Source organism: Chromohalobacter canadensis, assembly GCF_029544075.1.
Taxonomy (GTDB): Bacteria; Pseudomonadota; Gammaproteobacteria; order Pseudomonadales; family Halomonadaceae; genus Chromohalobacter; species Chromohalobacter canadensis_A.
Window position 1 is genome coordinate 64,677 of record NZ_JAJQJH010000005.1, and the last position, 18,954, is coordinate 83,630.

Annotated in this window: 17 protein-coding genes; 4 read left to right on the forward strand and 13 right to left on the reverse strand. The window is 61.8% G+C overall.

What is annotated here, in order from left to right:
- Window positions 1-54 precede the first annotated feature (54 nt).
- The 3 genes from LUN51_RS08815 to rpoE all read right to left on the reverse strand — a co-directional run bounded on the left by LUN51_RS08815 (window position 55) and on the right by rpoE (window position 3,439).
- Complete coding sequence (locus tag LUN51_RS08815; RefSeq protein WP_277810971.1) at window positions 55-1,488, reverse strand: DegQ family serine endoprotease; 1,434 nt, start codon at window positions 1,486-1,488, stop codon at window positions 55-57.
- A gap of 347 nt (window positions 1,489-1,835) precedes the next feature.
- On the reverse strand, window positions 1,836-2,612 hold the full coding sequence (locus LUN51_RS08820) for a sigma-E factor negative regulatory protein (protein WP_277810972.1): 777 nt from the start codon (window positions 2,610-2,612) through the stop codon (window positions 1,836-1,838).
- Window positions 2,613-2,833: 221 nt separating this feature from the next.
- Window positions 2,834-3,439: an RNA polymerase sigma factor RpoE gene (rpoE, locus tag LUN51_RS08825; RefSeq protein WP_040243627.1), complete on the reverse strand. Its 606-nt coding sequence runs from the start codon at window positions 3,437-3,439 to the stop codon at window positions 2,834-2,836.
- A gap of 387 nt (window positions 3,440-3,826) precedes the next feature.
- On the opposite strand from rpoE, the gene LUN51_RS08830 reads away from it, so the two are divergent.
- Window positions 3,827-4,906 (forward strand): 3-deoxy-7-phosphoheptulonate synthase, encoded by a 1,080-nt coding sequence (locus LUN51_RS08830; RefSeq protein WP_040243628.1) that lies wholly within the window; start codon window positions 3,827-3,829, stop codon window positions 4,904-4,906.
- 118 nt (window positions 4,907-5,024) lie between these two features.
- On the opposite strand, the gene dinG is transcribed toward LUN51_RS08830, so the two are convergent.
- Together dinG and LUN51_RS08840 are read right to left on the reverse strand one after the other, a co-directional pair.
- Complete coding sequence (gene dinG / locus LUN51_RS08835; RefSeq protein WP_277810973.1) at window positions 5,025-7,190, reverse strand: ATP-dependent DNA helicase DinG; 2,166 nt, start codon at window positions 7,188-7,190, stop codon at window positions 5,025-5,027.
- 3 nt (window positions 7,191-7,193) lie between these two features.
- On the reverse strand, window positions 7,194-8,468 hold the full coding sequence (locus tag LUN51_RS08840; protein ID WP_277810974.1) for a DEAD/DEAH box helicase: 1,275 nt from the start codon (window positions 8,466-8,468) through the stop codon (window positions 7,194-7,196).
- A gap of 230 nt (window positions 8,469-8,698) precedes the next feature.
- Between LUN51_RS08840 and LUN51_RS08845 the strand changes: the two genes are divergently transcribed.
- Both LUN51_RS08845 and xthA read left to right on the forward strand, forming a co-directional pair.
- On the forward strand, window positions 8,699-8,947 hold the full coding sequence (locus tag LUN51_RS08845; protein WP_097023276.1) for a hypothetical protein: 249 nt from the start codon (window positions 8,699-8,701) through the stop codon (window positions 8,945-8,947).
- Complete coding sequence (xthA, locus tag LUN51_RS08850) at window positions 8,947-9,762, forward strand: exodeoxyribonuclease III (RefSeq protein ID WP_277810975.1); 816 nt, start codon at window positions 8,947-8,949, stop codon at window positions 9,760-9,762. Before LUN51_RS08845 ends, xthA begins: the two co-directional genes overlap by 1 nt.
- 29 nt (window positions 9,763-9,791) lie before the next feature.
- On the opposite strand, the gene LUN51_RS08855 is transcribed toward xthA, so the two are convergent.
- The 8 genes from LUN51_RS08855 to LUN51_RS08890 form a co-directional block, all read right to left on the reverse strand.
- On the reverse strand, window positions 9,792-11,060 hold the full coding sequence (locus tag LUN51_RS08855; RefSeq protein WP_277810976.1) for a tetratricopeptide repeat protein: 1,269 nt from the start codon (window positions 11,058-11,060) through the stop codon (window positions 9,792-9,794).
- A 3-nt stretch (window positions 11,061-11,063) separates the two neighbouring features.
- The gene (locus tag LUN51_RS08860) at window positions 11,064-11,858 is read right to left on the reverse strand and encodes an energy transducer TonB (RefSeq protein ID WP_277810977.1); all 795 of its coding nucleotides are present in this window, start codon (window positions 11,856-11,858) and stop codon (window positions 11,064-11,066) included.
- Window positions 11,855-12,265, reverse strand: a complete 411-nt coding sequence (locus tag LUN51_RS08865; RefSeq protein WP_040243640.1) for an ExbD/TolR family protein — start codon at window positions 12,263-12,265, stop codon at window positions 11,855-11,857. The genes LUN51_RS08860 and LUN51_RS08865 overlap by 4 nt, the downstream gene beginning before the upstream one ends.
- Window positions 12,258-12,791 (reverse strand): MotA/TolQ/ExbB proton channel family protein, encoded by a 534-nt coding sequence (locus LUN51_RS08870; protein ID WP_277810978.1) that lies wholly within the window; start codon window positions 12,789-12,791, stop codon window positions 12,258-12,260. The genes LUN51_RS08865 and LUN51_RS08870 overlap by 8 nt, the downstream gene beginning before the upstream one ends.
- Complete coding sequence (locus tag LUN51_RS08875; protein ID WP_277810979.1) at window positions 12,775-14,199, reverse strand: MotA/TolQ/ExbB proton channel family protein; 1,425 nt, start codon at window positions 14,197-14,199, stop codon at window positions 12,775-12,777. Before LUN51_RS08875 ends, LUN51_RS08870 begins: the two co-directional genes overlap by 17 nt.
- The gene (locus LUN51_RS08880; RefSeq protein WP_277811046.1) at window positions 14,196-14,972 is read right to left on the reverse strand and encodes a DUF3450 domain-containing protein; all 777 of its coding nucleotides are present in this window, start codon (window positions 14,970-14,972) and stop codon (window positions 14,196-14,198) included. Before LUN51_RS08880 ends, LUN51_RS08875 begins: the two co-directional genes overlap by 4 nt.
- Before the next feature lie 243 nt (window positions 14,973-15,215).
- Window positions 15,216-16,142: an electron transfer flavoprotein subunit alpha/FixB family protein gene (locus LUN51_RS08885; RefSeq protein WP_097023269.1), complete on the reverse strand. Its 927-nt coding sequence runs from the start codon at window positions 16,140-16,142 to the stop codon at window positions 15,216-15,218.
- Window positions 16,139-16,891, reverse strand: a complete 753-nt coding sequence (locus LUN51_RS08890) for an electron transfer flavoprotein subunit beta/FixA family protein (protein ID WP_246921118.1) — start codon at window positions 16,889-16,891, stop codon at window positions 16,139-16,141. Before LUN51_RS08890 ends, LUN51_RS08885 begins: the two co-directional genes overlap by 4 nt.
- A gap of 381 nt (window positions 16,892-17,272) precedes the next feature.
- Between LUN51_RS08890 and LUN51_RS08895 the strand changes: the two genes are divergently transcribed.
- Window positions 17,273-18,913 carry an electron transfer flavoprotein-ubiquinone oxidoreductase gene (locus LUN51_RS08895; protein ID WP_277811047.1) on the forward strand — a complete coding sequence of 547 codons (1,641 nt, stop codon included), beginning with the start codon at window positions 17,273-17,275 and terminating at the stop codon, window positions 18,911-18,913.
- Window positions 18,914-18,954: the final 41 nt, after the last annotated feature.

An 18,954-nucleotide genomic window follows, 5' to 3' on the forward strand; every position in this document is an offset into this window, starting at 1 on the left:
GAGGCCCCGACGGAGCGGGGCCTCGATGCCTAGTCTAGGTACATTGTCACTGCGTCAATCATCGGCGGATTCAAGCCGCAGCGCGACGAACAGCGACTGTCCATCCCGGGCGATACGCACTGGAATGGCGCGGTCAGTGGGCGCATTCTTAACCGCTTCTAGCAGTGCATCGGTATCTTCGATGATGGTGCCATCGAAACTGATGATGACGTCGCCAGACGAAATCCCCGCAGCCGCCGCGGCACCGCGTGGGTCGACCTGACGCACCATGACACCATTATCGACGTCCAACTGACGACGCATCTGATCGTCCAGGTCGCTAACCGCGACGCCCAGACGCTCTTGGTTGTCGTTTTTCTGATGCTGTTGGCCTGACGTCATCTTGCCCTCTTTCGGCCAATTGCCCACGGTGACATCAACCTTCTGTGGCTCGCCGTTACGCAGAATGCTCAGCGTCACTTCATCGCCAGGCGACACGCGGCCTACTAGTCGCGGCAAGGCACTGGAGTCTTTGACTTCTGCGTCGTCGACCGAGAGCACGACATCGCCGGCCTGGAGTCCAGCCTCGCTGGCGGGGCTGTCATCAGTGACGTCGGCAATCAACGCACCGCGCGTGTCATCAAGACCGAAGGATTCTGCCAGGTCTCTCGACACGGGCTGGATCACCACTCCGAGCCAACCGCGGCTGACGTGCCCGGAATCTTTCAACTGATCGGCGATGTCCATTGCCACGTTGATCGGAATGGCGAAGGAAACGCCCATGAAGCCACCACTACGGGTGTAGATCTGGGAGTTGATACCCACGACCTCGCCATCGAGATTGAACAAGGGGCCGCCGGAATTACCCGGATTGATCGCTACGTCGGTCTGGATGAAGGGGACATAGGCGTCAATCGGCAGGGTGCGGTTGATGGCGCTGACGATACCCGAGGTCACCGAGTGATCGAACCCGAAGGGCGAGCCGATGGCGGCGACCCACTCGCCGACCTGCAGCTCGTCGGAGTCCCCCATGTCGAGTGTCGGCAAATCGTCGGCGTCGACCTTGAGTACGGCAACGTCGGTTTTCTTGTCGGCGCCCACCAGAGTGGCCTCGAGCTCACGACGATCGTTGAGTCGAACCACGATCTCGTCGGCACCGTCCACCACATGGGCGTTGGTCATGATATAGCCGTCATGACTGATCACGAATCCCGACCCCAATGAATGGCGCTCTTGAGTACCCTGACCGGGTGCCCCCGGCGTCATGGGCGGCATCTGATCGCCGAAGAAGTGGCGAAAGATATCGGGAACGCCCTGTTCACCGAATGGCGAGCCCTGCATGGCCCGTGTATTGACCGTGCTGGTAGTGGAAATGTTGACGACACCCGGCGCAGCGTCTTCGACCAATTGAGTGAAGTCCGGCAATTCGCGTGCCTGCGCGAACTGCGCGGCGCATAACGTAACCAACGCCAGGAACAAAGGGGTGAAATAGCGAGAGAGACGTTGCATAAAAGACTCCTGATGAAAAGCGTGAACTCGTTAGCCAAAACGAGGAGTCACATCGACAATGAGCCGGTGCGCATTACCGGCTTACCATGGGTTGGCGGCTAAGAAATCTAGCATCGCCAACTCCATTGATACACTAACGGGACAAGAGTTCACTGAACAACGTAATTAGTTCAACGCAACGCGTTCAATACGCGGCCCTGGTCCTGCCAGACATCCCCAGCCCTGCCACAAAGCGCAGCGCATCGACAAAGCATAAAACGACAAAAGGCGCGCCCCCTGGCAGTAGGTGACGCGCCTTGGCGCGGAATCGAGGGAATCGTCACACTTAGACGACAGACAGCATGGGCTTAACGCTGACTCGACACCTCGGTACCCGAACCATCGAATGCGCGAGAAGACGACATCCAAGCCTCGCCCACATCACCGGACTGCTGCTGGTTCAAGTACGCTTGCAGAAGGCGCGACTGTTCATAGTCGCTGCGTGATGTCTGACGCGGGGAGTCGGAAAAGAGCGACGCATCCATGCTGGCTTCCATGGCGCCGCCGGGGCCCGAAGGCGCGAGGCTGGGAAATACCGGATTCGTCCCGGGCGACGAAGTAAAGAACCCAGTGTCGTCACCGCCGAAACTCGCTAGCCTGGCACCAATACCGCCTCCCGAGGGCGCGCTCTGCAGCGAGGCTGGCTGCATACTGGCGCCGCCCTCGGAGGGAGGCGTCTCGCCGGAAGAGGCGTTACCGCTGGCGAACTCGGCACCTTCACCGGGGACACCGCTTGGCGAATTGGCGTTATATACCTGAACGCCAGTAATGACCATCAGCGACACCGCCGCCGCGACGGCGGCACTTCCTGCGAAGGAAAGCGGCACCGCACGACGCGAGCCGGATGTCACCGCTTCCTGCGACCCAGGTTCGTCCGCAAGGCGTGCCATTATACCGGCGGAAAGATCCGCACTGACATCCACACCACGATCACGCTGCATCATGCTGCGCGCCAAGTGATAACGCCGCCATGTTTCGGCGTCTTCAGGCGCGTCTTGCAACGACCTCATGACACGGCGTACCTCAAGCTCGTCGCCCTCGTTATCCATCAGTGCGGACAAGGACTCTCGCACGTTCTGATTCATACCTACACCCTCACATTCGAGAAGACGAATGCCCATCGTCTACTGGGCGCTACGCAGCGTTTCACGTGTGGCAACACCTTTTCTTGATATCTTGCACGAGCGCCTTGCCCACCTGACGCGGTAGCGCCCACTCATTCCACTGGTACCCGTTGAGACGTCAAAGGCGCCGGACAGTTCAATTTTGCATGCGTCGAGCGACACTTTTTTATCACCCGCCTTGATCACTCGACCGTGGCATCGGCTTGACGCGGTGCGTTGAGCATCGGCTCGATGGCTTTATCCACCGCTTCACGCGCCCTGAAGATGCGCGAGCGCACCGTACCCACCGGACACTGCATGATATTGGCGATATCTTCATAGGCGAGACCGTCCATCTCGCGCAAGGTAATCGCGGTGCGTAGATCTTCCGGCAAGTTCTCGATGGCCTCGAACACCACCGCCTCGAGCTGATCGCGCTGCATGGCGGCTTCAGGGGTCTCAATATCGGAAAGACGACCGCTATGATCGAGCACCTCGGCATCCGCGATATCCATGTCGCTGCCCGGCGGTCTTCGCCCGCGAGAAACGAGATGATTCTTGGCGGTGTTGATGGCGATGCGATACATCCACGTATAAAAGGCACTATCGGAGCGAAACTTGCTCAAGGCGCGATACGCCTTGATGAAGGCTTCTTGAGCGACATCCTGCACCTCGGCGGGATCATTCACATAACGCCCAATCAAGCCGAGAATCTTGTGCTGGTACTTTTTGACCAGAAGGTCGAAAGCCCGGGTGTCTCCCTTCTGGGCACGCTCGACGAGCTGGTGGTCGGTTTCCCTAGTGCCCATTCATTTCTCCCCCATGCCGGAGGCACTATAAAGCGAAGCGCCGACAACGGCGCCAGCGCAGGAAGATCGTATCTGCTGTGTGGTCATCATGTTCCAGTCGAGCCCACGGGGCGCTGAATAATCAAAGTAATAGACGAAATTGGGCGAAGACCTAGGGTCATGTGGCCGATCCACTTGCTTAACTTAAGTAGTGCCTAGTGTTCCTTTTTCTGCCCGCCCCATCAAGACGATAAAGCGGCGGATGCGCTGATGGCATCCGAGCATTGACCGCCATCATGGCGAGAAGTTCGGCCATGACATTGATTTTCCCGGCGCCGACAAGCGATAGTAGCGCTTCTTTGCAAGCGAAACCGATGCCCTTCGCGACACATATCTACAGGTAGCGGAATGTCAGAACAGCAGGTCAATAACATTAACGTCCTTTCCCAGGACGTACTGGTCACACCCGAAGCGCTCAAGCGTGAAATTCCCCTTTCCGAGGAGGCGGAGCGCACGGTACTCGAAGGTCGCCGAACCGTTCAACGGATTCTCGACGGCGACGACCCGCGTCTCGTCGTCGTCATCGGCCCCTGCTCGATTCACGATGTGGACGCGGCACGCGATTATGCCCGCCGCCTGCGCCAGCTAGCCGACGAGGTGAGCGATAGCCTGTACGTCGTGATGCGCGTGTATTTCGAGAAGCCACGCACCACCGTCGGCTGGAAGGGGCTGATCAACGACCCGCACCTCGACGACACCTTCGACATTCAGGAAGGGCTGCGCACCGCCCGGCGCCTTCTGGTGGAACTCGCCGAAATGGGCCTACCACTGGCCACCGAGGCGCTCGATCCCATCTCGCCGCAGTATTTGCAAGATTGCATCAGTTGGTCGGCCATTGGAGCACGCACCACCGAGTCCCAGACACACCGCGAGATGGCGTCCGGCCTGTCGTCGCCGGTCGGCTTCAAGAACGGTACCGATGGCAGTCTCGATGTCGCCGTCAACGCGCTCAAGTCCGTTGCCCACCCGCACAATTTCCTGGGTATCGACCAAGGCGGACAGGTTGCCGTCATTCGCACGCGCGGCAACCCCTACGGCCATATCGTGCTGCGCGGCGGTAACGGCAAGCCCAATTACGACAGCGTCAGCGTTACCCTCGCCGACAAGGAACTGCGTAATGCAGGCGTGATACCGAACATCATGGTCGACTGCTCGCACGCCAATTCCAACAAGGATCCGTCCTTGCAACCCTTGGTGATGGATAACATCGCCAACCAGATCCTCGAGGGCAACACCTCTATCATGGGACTGATGGTCGAGTCGCACATCGGCTGGGGCAACCAGAAGATTCCCGAGGATCGCTCGCAGTTGCAGTACGGCGTTTCAATTACCGACGCCTGCATCGACTGGCCGACGACCGAAACGGCCATGCGTGAGATGAACGAGAAGTTGAAGCCGGTGCTGACCCAGCGCCAGCGCGGCGAGTAAGGCTCTCCCCACGACCCCGCTTCACTGGCGGGGTCAGCTCACTGACTATCGCTTGAGAGCTAGGCATTGCTCGAAACAGGCTGTCCGAACAGTGCCTAAGCCCTGTCTAAAAAGCGCCTTATTGCGCCATACCGTCTATTTCGCGCCGGAAAGGCGGCAAGGAATCGAGCAGCGCCCGTCCGTAACGGCGCGTCAGGACACGGCGGTCGAGTAATGTGATGCGTCCCTGATCGGCTTCCTTGCGAATCAATCGACCGCAGGCCTGGACCAGACGAATCGAGGCATCCGGCACCGAAATGCGCATGAACGGATTGCCGCCACGACTCTCGATCCACTCCGCCAAGGTCGCTCCCACCGGGTCATCGGGCACCGAGAACGGCAGGCGGGTGATCACCACATGAGTGAGATACTCACCCGGCAGATCGATCCCCTCGGCGAAACTCGCCAACCCAAAGATGATACTGCCCTCCCCGGCGTCGACACGCGCGCGATGGCGTTGCAGCAATTCACGCTTGGGCAGGTGATTCTGCGCTAGCACCCGCTGACGCACCGCTTCTGGCAACGCATCGAGTACGGCGCGCATCTGCTTGCGTGACGAAAACAGCATGAGCACGGCTTCACGCTCGCCCAGCGCTTGGGTGAAATCGATCAGCGCACGCTCGTGGGCTTCGCGATTGCTGGGGTCGACGGCTTCCGGCGGCACGCTAAGCACCGCTCGCGAATAATCGAAAGGGCTGGGCAGGCGTTGATAGCGATAGCGATTGGCAAGCCCGGCGCGCTCTTGCAAACGCTCGAAGCGATTGAGCGCGGTCAGCGTCGCCGAGGTCACTACCGCGCCATAGCATGTGCCCCACAAATGCCGGGCCAAGGTCTCGGCGGCCGAGACGGGGCTTGCCGAAAACGTCAATTCCGCCTCGCCGGCGACACGCTCGAAGGTGAGCCAACGTGCTTGCGGTACACCATCCTCGGGGTCCGCCGTGGCCAACGCTTGCCACAAGGCATGCGCTTCCAGGGCACGGCCGTGCAGCAAAGCGATCAACGGCAGCCAGGCCTCGGCCTGCTCGCGAGGCAGCCCCGTGGCTTTTTCCGGATCGAGGCTCTCGCGCAGGATATCGGCCATGCTCTCGAGCGTACGCGACAACTCGGCGAAGGCCGTGACCATCGCCCCGGCCTGCTCGGAAAGTGCCTCGGGCACCCGCCCCATGGAGAAGCGGTGATGCACGGCATCACTGGCTTCTTCAGGCAGCCCGTGTTCCAACTCGGCGATGCTATGCCCCATGGCGAACGCCTCGCCGAGGCGCGGTTCCAGCGCGGCGATGGCTTCCGGCAAGCTCGACAACAAGCGAGCCAGGGTCGGCTGCACGGCCAGCGCGGTATTGAGCTCGGTCAGCGACTTCTTCAGCGTGCGCAGCCAGCGTAGCGTACCGTTGACCGGCAATCGGTGATAAAAGTGGTCGAGAGCCTTATCAGGCAGATGGTGCCCTTCATCGAAGACGTAGATGCACTCCTTGGGCGATGGCAATACCAACCCGCCCCCCAAGGAAAGATCCGCCAGCACGAGATCGTGGTTGGCGACGATGATATCGGCCTGATCGAGCCCACGGCGGGCACGAAAGAAGGCGCAGGCGCCGAAGTGACCACAGCGACGATTGGTGCACTGGCGATGATCGATGGTCAGGCGGCGCCAATCGGCATCGTCGATCCCCGTCGGCCAGCTATCGCGATCCCCTTCCCAGCGCCCTGCCGAGTAGGCCTCGGCCATCTCGTGCGCCAGGGCCTGGAAGTCGTCGCCGTCGCGGGACGTCATCGCCTCTTCGAAAAGCGACAGCGTGGGATTGTCTTCTCCACCTTCCAGGGCCTGATCGAGTCGCGCCACGCACAGGTAGCGCCCCCGGCCTTTGGCCAGGGCGTATTCGAAATCGAGGCCGCTATGCGCCTTGAGGGCCGGCAGATCGTGATGCAGTACCTGCTCTTGTAGCGCCACCGTGGCGGTGGAGATCACCAGGCGCTTACTACGCGCCTGGGCGATGGGCAGCGCGGCAAGCAGATAGGCCAGCGTCTTGCCAGTGCCGGTCCCCGCTTCCAGCACGCAGACATGCTCGTTGGAGAGACGTCGCCCCGCGTCATCTGCCTCGATGCCACCCAAGGTCCGCGCGATCTCGGCGATCATCAGGCGCTGACCGTAACGCGGCGTCAGCTCGAGCCCCTCGAGCACCTGCCGGTAGGCCGCCTGAATGGTCGCCTTGAGCTCGGGATCGAGCGCCTGGGATGCCGTTTCCGCCAAGGGTTAGAGCAGCCCTTCGGGAGGATGCTGACAAGGCAGCTTGGCGTCGATGTAGGACTCGATTCCCGGCAGCGCAAACGCATCTTCTTCGCCGACGAAACTGATCGACACGCCCTCGGCACCGGCACGGCCCGTGCGGCCGATACGGTGAACGTAATCCTCGGGATCTTCCGGCAGGGTGTAATTCACCACATGGCTGACATCGTCGATATGAATGCCACGCCCTGCTACGTCGGTGGCGACCAGCACATCCACCTCGCCGTTGCGGAAACGATCGAGCGTTTCGATACGTGCCTTTTGGGGAACATCCCCGGAAAGCATCGCCACATTGATGCCGGCGTCACGCAAGCTCGAGTCGAGATTACGGACCAGATCACGGCGGTTACCGAACACGATTACGCGCTCCATGCTCTCTTGGTTGAGCAAGTTGATCAGTAGGCGTTGCTTGTCGCTGTCCCCCACCAGATAGACACGCTGATCGATGTTGGCGGCATTCTCGAGGCTGGCCTCGATCTCGACGTGCGTGGCGCCATGCGTCCACTGTCTGGCCAAGTTGAGAATGTCCGGACTGAACGTCGCCGAGAACAGGAAGGTCTGGCGCTCTTCGGACTTGGGCGTATGTTGGATGATGCGCTTGACGTCGGGGATGAAGCCCATTGACAGCATACGGTCCGCTTCATCGAGGACCAGCACCTCGGTTTGCGTCAAATCGACATCGCGCTTTTCGTGGAAGTCGAGCAGACGCCCCGGCGTCGCGACGAGCAGATCGAGCTTGCGCGACAACTGATCGCGCTGCTTCTGATAGTCCATGCCGCCGACGACGCTGGCCACATTGAGTGATGTGAAGCGCGCCAGTGCCTTGGCGTCTTTCTCGATCTGCAGCGCCAGTTCACGCGTCGGCGCAATGATCAACGCACGCGGTGCACCGGGCTTCTGGCCGTCAGGGGCCTTCTCTTCCAGGAAATACGCCAGAATCGAAATCAGGAAAGCGGCGGTCTTGCCGGTACCCGTCTGCGCCTTGCCGACCACATCGCCACCAAGCAGCGTATGCGTCAAGGCTTCCGCCTGGATTGGCGTGCAGTATTCGAATCCCAGGGCGTGAATCGCGCGCATCAGCGGCACGGGAAGATCGAAATCGTGAAAACGCCACTTGCCCGCTACCGGTGTCACCTGGAACTGTTTGACGTCCCACTGGGACTGCGACCGGCGCGGCTTGCGACGCCGACGCTTGGGCTTGCGGTTCTGGGCCGGTGCTGGGGTTTTATCCGACTCACTCATAGGCTTCTATGTCTGTCCATATTCGTACGCAAATGCATGAATCCAGCGCGCTTGTCCGCCTTTCCGGGGCGCGCCACGGCCATCGCGACAGCCAAGCTGGATCACGACGCAAGCGAGCATTGTATCAGTCATTGCCGAGCATCGCGCGGGCATCGCGCTCAAGCACGGATGTCGCCCGGCAGCGCGACTGGTAGAATGGTCCTCAAGTCAATACGACACAGGGTCACGACATGACACGCAGCAAAAAAACGCGTTCGATCGCCAACAAAGTGACGATTCGCACCGGGCGCCGCAAGGACTTCCGTAAATGGCGCCATGATAACCCCGATCAGGTCAAATCGTCGCCGCGCTATGTGCAGAAGAAACGTCAGCAACGCAAACTGCAGGCCGCTCGTCGCCTGGCACGCCAACAGCAGGCGCCGACCCTCGACGTGCATGGCACGCCGACACGCGACGACGATTCGCGGGGTGATCGCTGATGCGCCTGGTCTCCTTCAACATCAACGGGATCCGTGCCCGCCTCCACCAATTGGAGGCACTCATCGAGGCGCATCGTCCCGATATCATCGGTCTCCAGGAAACCAAGGTGCAGGACAGCGAGTTCCCGCGCGAGGCCGTCGAGGCGCTCGGCTATCACGTCGCTTTTCACGGCCAGAAAGGCCATTACGGCGTCGCGTTACTCACCCGACAGCCCCCCGAGGCCGTGCATTATGGCCTGCCCGACGATGGCGAAGAAGCCCAGCGACGCTTGATCGGCGTCCGCGTCAGCTGTGACGACGGCGAGACCATGACCGTGTACAACGGTTACTTCCCGCAGGGTGAAAATATTGAGCACCCCACCAAGTTTCCCAAAAAGCGTGATTTCTATGCCCGGCTCACGGCATTGCTGCAAGAGCGGCATACGCCCAGCGAACGACTCGCGGTCATGGGGGACTTCAATATTTCGCCCGCCGACATCGACATCGGCATCGGCGAGTCCAATCGCAAACGCTGGCTGCGCGAAGGCAAGACCAGTTTCCAGCCCGTCGAGCGTGAATGGCTCACGCGCCTCACCGACTGGGGGCTGAGCGATTGCTATCGCCTGCGCTACCCCGAGGTCGACGATCGCTTCAGCTGGTTCGATTACCGTTCGCGGGGCTTCGAGCGCGAGCCCAAGCGCGGCTTGCGCATCGACTACATCATGGTCACCCCTACGCTGTGCGAGCGGGTGGAAGACGCAGGCATCGATTACGAACTACGCGGCATCCAACGTCCTTCGGATCACGCCCCGGTATGGGCACAGCTGGCTTTGTAACACGCATCCACGCTCGTGGAAGGTAGGCATCACGGCGTATCGGAGGGCGTCTGGGGCGCCGGCGCCTTCGGTGATGCGTCAACGTCGGGCGCCTGCCCGGCATTCCCTTCGCCGAGCGATGCCAGCCAGGCTTCGGCCTGCGACGCACCGGCATCGCGCGCCGCTTCGAACGCCTCACGCGCCGCCTCTTCATCCGACGACTCCAGTTGCGATACCCCTTCCAGCAACCAGGTTCGCGCGGGGTCGGCCCCCTGCTCACGGGCTTGGCGAAGCGCTGCTATCGCTGTCGACCACTCGCCCCAGCCGTAGGCCAGCTCGCCGAGCTGGCGCCAATCCTCCGCGGCCTGGGTCTCTTCGGCCAACGCACGCCACGCCGACAGCGCCTTCTGGTGTGCGCGCGCCGACGTCCAGGCCTCGGCGAGAAGACGCCGATGCTCGCTGTCACGCGACAGCGTGCCCTTCTCGAATGCCGTTTCCAGATGCTCGGCGGCGCGCGCTGGGGTCCCGCCAGCCAGATGCAGCCGAATCAGACGTTCGAGATCGTCCTCACCCGCAAGCGCGCCCCGCCGCCAGCCGGCCTCCCATAACGCTGCTGCCAGTCCGGGCTGCTGCATGCGCTGCGCCAGCGCCGCAGCACGTCGCCAGGCCTGGGGATCGTCACTCTCGCTTCGCAGCTGATCATCGAGCAGCCCCAGCGCCGCGTCGTAACGCTCGGCGTGCTGGTAGACGCTGGCAGCCAAGCGACGTCGATCAGCATCCATGCCGCCCGCGCGACGCGCGCGGTCGACCCACTGCGCCGCCTGCGACCACTGCTCCTGCGTCGCCTGGGCTTGCACCATCAACCACAAGCCATCGCGGTCGTCCGGGCGATACTCGAGCCACCTTTCAAGCAGTTGAGCCCCCCGCGAGGTCTGCCCCGCGCGTAGTCGCAAACGTGCCTCTTGATTGAGCCAACGCTGGCGCGAATCGGCATCGACACTGTCGATACGGCGAGCCTGGCGAAAGAGGTCCGCCGCGTCGGCATCTCGACCCTGGCGCGCCTCACCGGTGGCCGCTAGTTGCAGAAACAGGGCACGCGCCCAGCGATCAGCCCGATTACCGCCTTTTAGCCGCTCAGCGGCCGCCTTGGCGTCATCAATGGCACTCTCGCTGGCGTTATCCTGCATGCGCTGCTGCAGCGACTCCAACGCCCGAATCATGTCCGGTGCCAGGGCCGGTCCAGCGGCACTGGCGCTCGTGCTGGCCATTCCCAGGCCCAGACATAGCATCGCTAAACATCCCCAATGACGCCACTGCATGCGTTACCTCTTGAGACGAAATTCTAGCCGCTGACGCGCTTCACGCGGGCGATCGCTTCGCGGAAACTGCCAATCTGCGACGGCCTTGAGCGCCGCACGTTCGAACATGCTACGCGGCTCGGCATCGGTGACGTGCAAGGAATCGCGATCGACCTGGCCATTGGGCAGGATCGTGAAGCTCACCTCCACGAACCCTTCGATGCCACGTCGTTGTGCCCGTGACGGATATTCCGGCGGCACGCGCTCGGTCGGCTGCGGCGAGCCGACTTGCTCGGCGTCCTGCTCGCTCGTTTCGCCGCTCGCCGAGGCTTCGGTGTCCGCGGCCTCATCGCTGTCACCTTGCGCCGCTGCATCCGCAGATGACGTTTCTTGTGCAGGCTCAGGGGCGGGCTGCGGTTCGGGATCGGGGTCCGGTTCAGGTTCGGGCGCCGGCTCGGGTTCGGGTTCAGGCGTGGGCTCGATTTCCTCAAGCTCCGGCAACGACTCTTCCGGCACCTCCGGCGTAGGAGGCACCGATGCTTCCGGCTCTGGCAACGTCAGCGAACTGTCACTCTGGGGCGCGGGCACTGGCGAGGGCGGCGGAGGCGGCGGCGTTTGAGCCGGAGGCGTCGGGGCATCCGGCGCAGCCGCTTCCGGCGCCGACGCCTGTTGTGTCTCGGGCGCCTCGACACGTGACATCGACATCGGCTGCTCGACCGGTTCACGGTTATCTTCCGGCGGTGCCACCAACAGAGCCAACAGGTAGAAAAGCCCCAACGCCATCAAGATCCCGCCTACAGCGCCTGCGATCGCTCTCATCCGTCGGCGCCTCGATCCGCCGCCACGGCGACGTTTTCCACGCCTGCATCGCGAATGGCATCCATGACTTCAATGAGAAGTCCGGTGGTCGATTGGCGGTCGGCCTGGATCACGACGCCACCTTCGTCGCTCACCAGACTGGCCACTTCATTGCCCACGCGATGCGCATCCACCGGCTGCCCATCGACCCATACGGCGTCCTCGGCGGTGATCGCCACCATGACTTGCGCTTCAGGACGCGCGGTCGCGGAGGACGATTCGGGACGATCGATTTCCACGCCACTTTCCTTGATGAAGCTGGTCGTCACGATGAAGAAGATCAACATGATGAAAACCACATCCAGCATCGGCGTGAGGTTGATTTCCTGGGCGTCGTCATTGACGTCCTGTAGTCGACGCCTACGCATTGGCATCCTCCACGGCACGTGCCATGCGGTCATGTAGCCGCTGATCCTCGCGCCGAATCACGTGTTCTAGACGGGTGGTGAACAAGAGCCCCACCACGGCGACCGCCATGCCGGTCAATGTCGGTAACGTCGCGCGAGCCACGCCATCGGCCATGGCCCGCGCTTGGTTGACATCGGTCAAGGAGAGGCTGTCGAAGACCTGGATCATCCCGGTGACCGTCCCCAGCAATCCCAGCAGCGGGCACAGTCCCACCAGCAGCTTGAGCCACGGTAAAGGGCGCCGCAGTTGGCCGATGAGTTCCGACGTCCAGACCTCGCGCAACGTCAACGCGCTCCAGCTGGCGTGATCGCGGCGCGCGACCCAGCGCGCTACCAGTGCCCGACGACGACGGCTATGCACGAATTGCCAGTACAAGCCGCGCTCCAGCCCCATGGCGAAAAGCGCCATGGCCACCAAGGCAATCATCACCAGTACCGGGCCACCGGCCTTGACCAGCCAGACGATGGGCTCAGCGAGCGTGGACATCGGCCTGCGTCCTCGTATGCCCGTGAGAGGCCTCGAGATGCTCGGCCAGGACGGCACTCGCCCGTCCCTCGAGCGTGCCGAGCAATTCGCGGCTGCGGCTACTCAAGGCGGTATGCACGAATAGAAGCGGCACGGCGACGATCAGGCCCAGCACGGTGGTCACCAACGCCTGGCTGATCCCGCCGGCCATGAGTTGGGGGTCGCCGGTGCCGAATACGGTGATCGACTGGAAGGTGACGATCATCCCCGTCACGGTCCCCAATAGTCCCAGCAAGGGCGCGACGGCCGCCATGAGCTTGACCAGGGGTTGGCCACGCTCGAGACGCGGTTTCTCAGCCAGCAGCGCTTCGTCGAGGCGTGCCTCCAGCGCTTCCGGTGCGTGATCGTGCCCCAGCGCCGCGAAGCGACCGAGCACCCGCCCCAGCGGATTATCGCCGCGCAAGGAGTCAGGAGTACGAAGCTGGCGACGCAGACGCAGACTGACCATCAGCAAATACGCGTATTGCGCCAGCGCGACCAACAAGCCTGCGATACCCAGCACGACAATGACATAGCCAACCGCGCCGCCTTGCTGAAAACGCTCCCACAGCGAGGGTTGCTGCGCCAGGGCATCGAGTACATTGCCTTGAGTGGGGTCGAAGACCACCTTCTCTCCTTCACCATGCTGGAAGGCCTGCAGTGCATCGCTGGCATCCTCAGGCGTATGCGACACCACACGTAGGCCGGCCTCGCCTGCTTGGCTGCCTGTATCACGCGTCAGGAGCTTGCCACCGCTGAAGGCGAGAAAGTCGCCCAGACGCACCGCCTCACGCTGCTCGACGTTACCTTCGGCATCGGCGATGGGCGCTTCGAAGCGCACACCGCGTCCGGTTTCCGCCGTCAGCTCGGCAAACGTCCGCCCCAGGTTTTCCAGTGTCTGGGTATCGATGATGGCGGCGTCGTCGAGCCGTTCCGGCAGCGTCGTCCGCGTTCCCACGGTCAACCAGCCATTGCCCAGATCGTCGCGCAGTTCCCCGATGGCGCCCTGCGCCACGTCGAATACGCCATCAAGGTCGCCCGCTTCATCACGTCGCCGCTGATTGACATCGTCGAGCGCTTCACGCTGGCGTGTTTGAGTTGCCTCCAGTTCATCGCGCCGTTGCCGCGCATCATCGCGTTCGGCTTCCGCTTCTTCCACCGCGTCGCGCAGTGCAGTGCGGTCGTCCACCAGTGCGCTCAAGCGCTCCCGGTCTCTCGACTCGGCAGCCTCACTATCCGCACGCAGACTTTCTAGCATTTGCTCCAGCGAGGGGCTTGAATCGCCCTCCTGGGCCAACGCCGAAGGCACAATGCCCGGAAGTGCCATCACAGATACCAGCATCAGGGCCACTACCGATACCCGGGACCGCAGAGACTTCCATGTACTCATGACGACTCCTCGTCCTCGGCTGGAGAATTCGCGTCATCGGCCGATTGCGTCTCGACCGCTACTGAGACCGGAAGATCAAGCAATGCCGGCGCCCGCTGGTCATGCGCAATACGCAGCCCTTTACGCAGTTCATCGAGCGCATCGTCTTCAAGGGATTGCCACTCCTGCGCATCGGCACGCCAGACGCCACCCGAACGGCCATCCGGTGTGGTGTAATAAAGCCCAATACGCCCCACGCGCAGATAGTCGACTTGACGATCATCATCGCCCACCAACGGACCTTGCCAGGCATCCATCTCACGGCCATAGTCGAGTTCCGTGCGCCAGGCAGAGAGAACGCGATCAAGCTTGTCACCCGCGCTCATTTCGCTGTCATCGAGCATCGCATCGAGACTCTCGACGCGCGCCAAGCGCTCCTCGCGCAAGAAAGGCAAGTCGGCTTCGATCAGGGTGCGCAATTGCGACACCATATCGCGCAGCTGTCCCGGCAAGGCTTCGCGCGTCACCGAGAGTTGATCGATGGCCTCGCGGCGCTTCTCGATCAAAGCCTGCTGTGCCTGATTACGGCGGGCAAGCTCGTCGTTGTAGCGCTCGAGGCGCGAGGCTTCGCGTCTGGCATCGCGCAAGCGCGTCAGCAATTCACGCGTTTCGTCGTCGGCTGCGTCTATCTTGTCCTGCAACGCCGCCTGCTCTTGCTGCGCCTGCGCGCTGGCGTCTCGCAATGACGTCTGTTGTGCACAGACCGTTGCGGAAACCCCCATCAATAACGCCATACCGGCGCAAGCCGCACGCCGGCATGTCCGTGTTCGGCTTCGCGTGTCGTTAGGCACCACGCTTTCTCCCGTTGCTTGATCGTGTCGGACGCCCTTAGCGCCGACGAAAGGACGGCTAGCACGCTAATACAAACAAGAACAATTATCAATCATGGGCTATGAGAAAGAAAAACCGGCCACGTGAGCCGGTTTGACAATACATCGCGCACCAAGCCAATCGGCAGGCCGCGTTGGGACTTCGACTTACAATTTGGATTCGAGTTCGGGAAGTACTTCGAACAAGTCGCCCACCAGACCGTAATCGGCGACCTGGAAGATCGGCGCTTCTTCATCCTTGTTGATCGCCACGATGACCTTGGCATCTTTCATGCCGGCCAGGTGCTGGATGGCGCCACTGATCCCTACGGCGATGTACAGCTCCGGCGCGACGATTTTGCCGGTCTGGCCGACCTGCATGTCGTTGGGCACGAAGCCGGCGTCCACAGCCGCACGCGAGGCGCCAATCGCCGCGCCGAGCTTGTCGGCGATGCCGTCGAGCAGCTTGAAGTTCTCTCCGTTGCCCATGCCGCGACCGCCAGAGACGACCACGCGGGCACTGCCCAGTTCAGGACGATCGCTACTCGCCAGTTCCTCACCGACGAACTGCGACAGAGTGTTCTCGACCGTGGCGTTGACTGACTCGACCTCGGCGCTTCCCGTGGCGTCGACGGCATCGAAGGCCGTGGTACGCACGGTAATCACCTTGAGGACATCGCTCGACTGCACGGTGGCAATCGCGTTGCCCGCATAGATCGGACGCAGGAAGGTATCGGGGCTTTCCACACCGATCACCTCCGACAGTGCGGCCACGTCCTTGAGCGCGGCGACACGCGGCAACACGTTCTTGCCGTGGGTGGACGCGGCGGCCAACACATGGCTGTAGTCGCCAGCGAGCCCGGCGATGAGCTCGGCCAGCGGTTCGGCGAGCTGGTGCGCGTAGACGCCGTCGTCGGCGACCCTTACCTTGCTGACACCGGCCAGTTTGGCGGCCGACTCGGCGACGCCCGCGACGCTCTCGCCCGCCACCAGGATCTCGATGTCTCCGCCGATGGCCTGAGCCGCGGCAACCACGTGGGCGGTGCTTTCCGCCAGTTGGCCGTTATGATGTTCGGCGATAACCAGAATGCTCATGCGATCACCTTGGCTTCGTTCTTGAGTTTGTCGACGAGTTCATCCACGGAGGCCACCTTGGCGCCGCCCTGGCGTTCAGCCGGCGATTCCACCTTGAGCACACTCAGGCTGGACGCCACGGCAATCCCCATATCCTCGGGGCTCTTGACGTCGATGGGCTTCTTCTTGGCCTTCATGATATCGGGCAGCTTGGCATAGCGCGGCTCGTTGAGGCGCAGGTCGGTGGTAATCACCGCCGGCAGCTTGAGCGCGACGGTCTGCAGGCCGCCGTCGATTTCACGGGTCACGCGGACCTCCTCGCCCTCAACCTGTACCTCGGAGGCGAACGTACCCTGCCCCATGCCTGCCAAGGCGGCCAGCATCTGGCCGGTCTGATTGTTATCGGTGTCGATGGATTGCTTGCCGAGAATCGTCAGACCCGGCTGCTCGTCCTCAACGACCTGCTTGAGAAGCTTCGCGGCGGTCAGCGACTCGACCTTGTCGTCGGTCTCGACGTGAATCGCGCGATCGGCCCCCAGTGCCAGGGCGGTGCGCAGCTGCTCCTGTGCGGCTTTGGGACCAATAGTTACGGCAACCACCTCGCTGGCCACCCCTTTTTCCTTGAGGCGCACCGCTTCTTCCACGGCGATCTCGCAGAAAGGATTCATGGCCATCTTGACGTTGGTGAGATCGACGTCGGAGTGATCCGGCTTGACCCGGATCTTGACGTTATAATCGATGACGCGTTTGACCGCGACGAGTACTTTCATGGTGTCCTCGCTTGGTTAGAACCGGCAGGCATGCCCTTAGAATAAATTCATTCAAGCGTTTGATAGGGGGCGTGTCCCGAAAAAACGTCGCCCGTTACACACTCGGCGACCCTGTATAATATTGCGTGATCTCGTCCAACCTGGTCAAACCCTGAAGCGCCGTCATGGCAGTGCCGGACGACAAACTCGATGGAAAATGACATCATGCGGGCCGGCCACTCGGGGTGGAATCAAACGGCCGTTTAAAATACAATCTTTAAAATACAACCAAGAAAAACGCGACTTGTCCATGCACCATTGCTCGAAAGACACTGTGCATGCTCGGGCGCGTCGACCGCCCAACGCGAAGATGGAGGAGATCAAGCCGTGGAACGCGAATACATGGATTTCGACGTCGTCATCGTCGGCGCCGGCCCATCCGGGCTCTCGGCGGCATGTCGCCTGATGCAGCAAGCCCACGAGGCCCAGCGCGAACTCAGCGTCTGCGTAGTCGAAAAAGGCTCCGAAGTGGGCGCGCATATTCTGTCCGGTGCCGTGCTCGAGACACGCGCCCTTCGCGAGCTCTTCCCTGACTGGGAATCGCGTGGCGCGCCGTTGACCACCCCTGTGCTCAGCGATGATCTCTACCTGCTCAAGGACGCCGAGAGCGCCCAGAAACTACCCAATGCCTTGGTGCCCAAGAGCATGCATAACACCGGCGGCGCGCATGACAATTATGTCATCAGCGCCGGCAACCTGTGTCGTTGGCTGGCCGAGCAGGCCGAAGAACTCGGCGTGGAAATTTTTCCCGGGTTCGCCGCCCAGGAAAGCTTGCACGATGAGGATGGCACGGTACGCGGCATCCTCGTCGGAGACATGGGCGTGGCCGCCGACGGCAGTGAAAAATCCGGCCACATGCCGGGCATGGAACTGCGTGCCAAGTACACATTGTTCGCCGAGGGCGCACGCGGGCATCTCGGCAAGCGCCTGATCGAGCGCTTCGACCTCGACGAAGGTCGCGATCCCCAACACTATGCCCTGGGTTTCAAGGAGCTCTGGGACGTGCCCGCCGATCAGCACGAGCCCGGACGCGTCTTGCATGGCTCGGGCTGGCCATTGCCCAGCGATACCCATGGCGGCTGGTTTCTCTACCATGCCGACAATCAGCAAGTCGTGGTGGGGTTGATCGTCGATCTTTCTTACGACAACCCATACCTCTCGCCCTTCGATGAATTTCAGCGCATGAAGCACCATCCGGTGCTCAAGCAACATCTCGAAGGCGGCTCCCGCGTTTCCTACGGGGCGCGCGCTATCACCAAGGGCGGCGCCAATAGTCTCCCCAAGATGACCTTTCCCGGTGGCCTGTTGATCGGCTGCGATGCCGGCACGCTCAACTTCGCCAAGATCAAGGGCATCCACATGGCGATGAAATCCGGCCTGGTCGCCGCAGATGCCGTGTTCGAGGCCTTCGTCGCGGGCGACGAAGGTGGCGCGGAGCTGACCGCCTTCACCTCGAAATGGCAAAATAGCTGGGCCTGGGCAGAGTTGACCGAAAGCCGCAGCTTCGGACCGGCGATTCACAAATACGGCACCGTCAAGGGTGGCGCCTACAACTTCCTCGACCAACTGCTGGGCGGCAAGTTGCCCACCGTGCACGACACCACCTCCGATCATGCGCGCATGCGCCATGCCAACGAGGTGACACCCTTTGACTATCCCAAGCCGGATGGCAAGCTCTCGTTCGACAAGTCTTCGTCGGTGTTCCTCTCCAATACCAATCACGAAGAGGATCAACCCTGCCACTTGCGGCTCACCGATCCCGAAATCCCGGTACGCGTCAACTTGCCGGAATACGCCGAGCCCGCGCAACGCTACTGTCCCGCAGGGGTATACGAAATCGTCGAAGAAGACGGCGAACCCAAGTTCCAGATCAACTTCCAGAACTGCGTACACTGCAAGACTTGCGACATCAAGGATCCGTCCCAGAACATTACCTGGGTGGCGCCGGAAGGCGGTGGTGGTCCCAACTACCCCAACATGTAGTCATGCCCAGGGTGTCCTCGCCAACGAGTGGGGGCATCTAA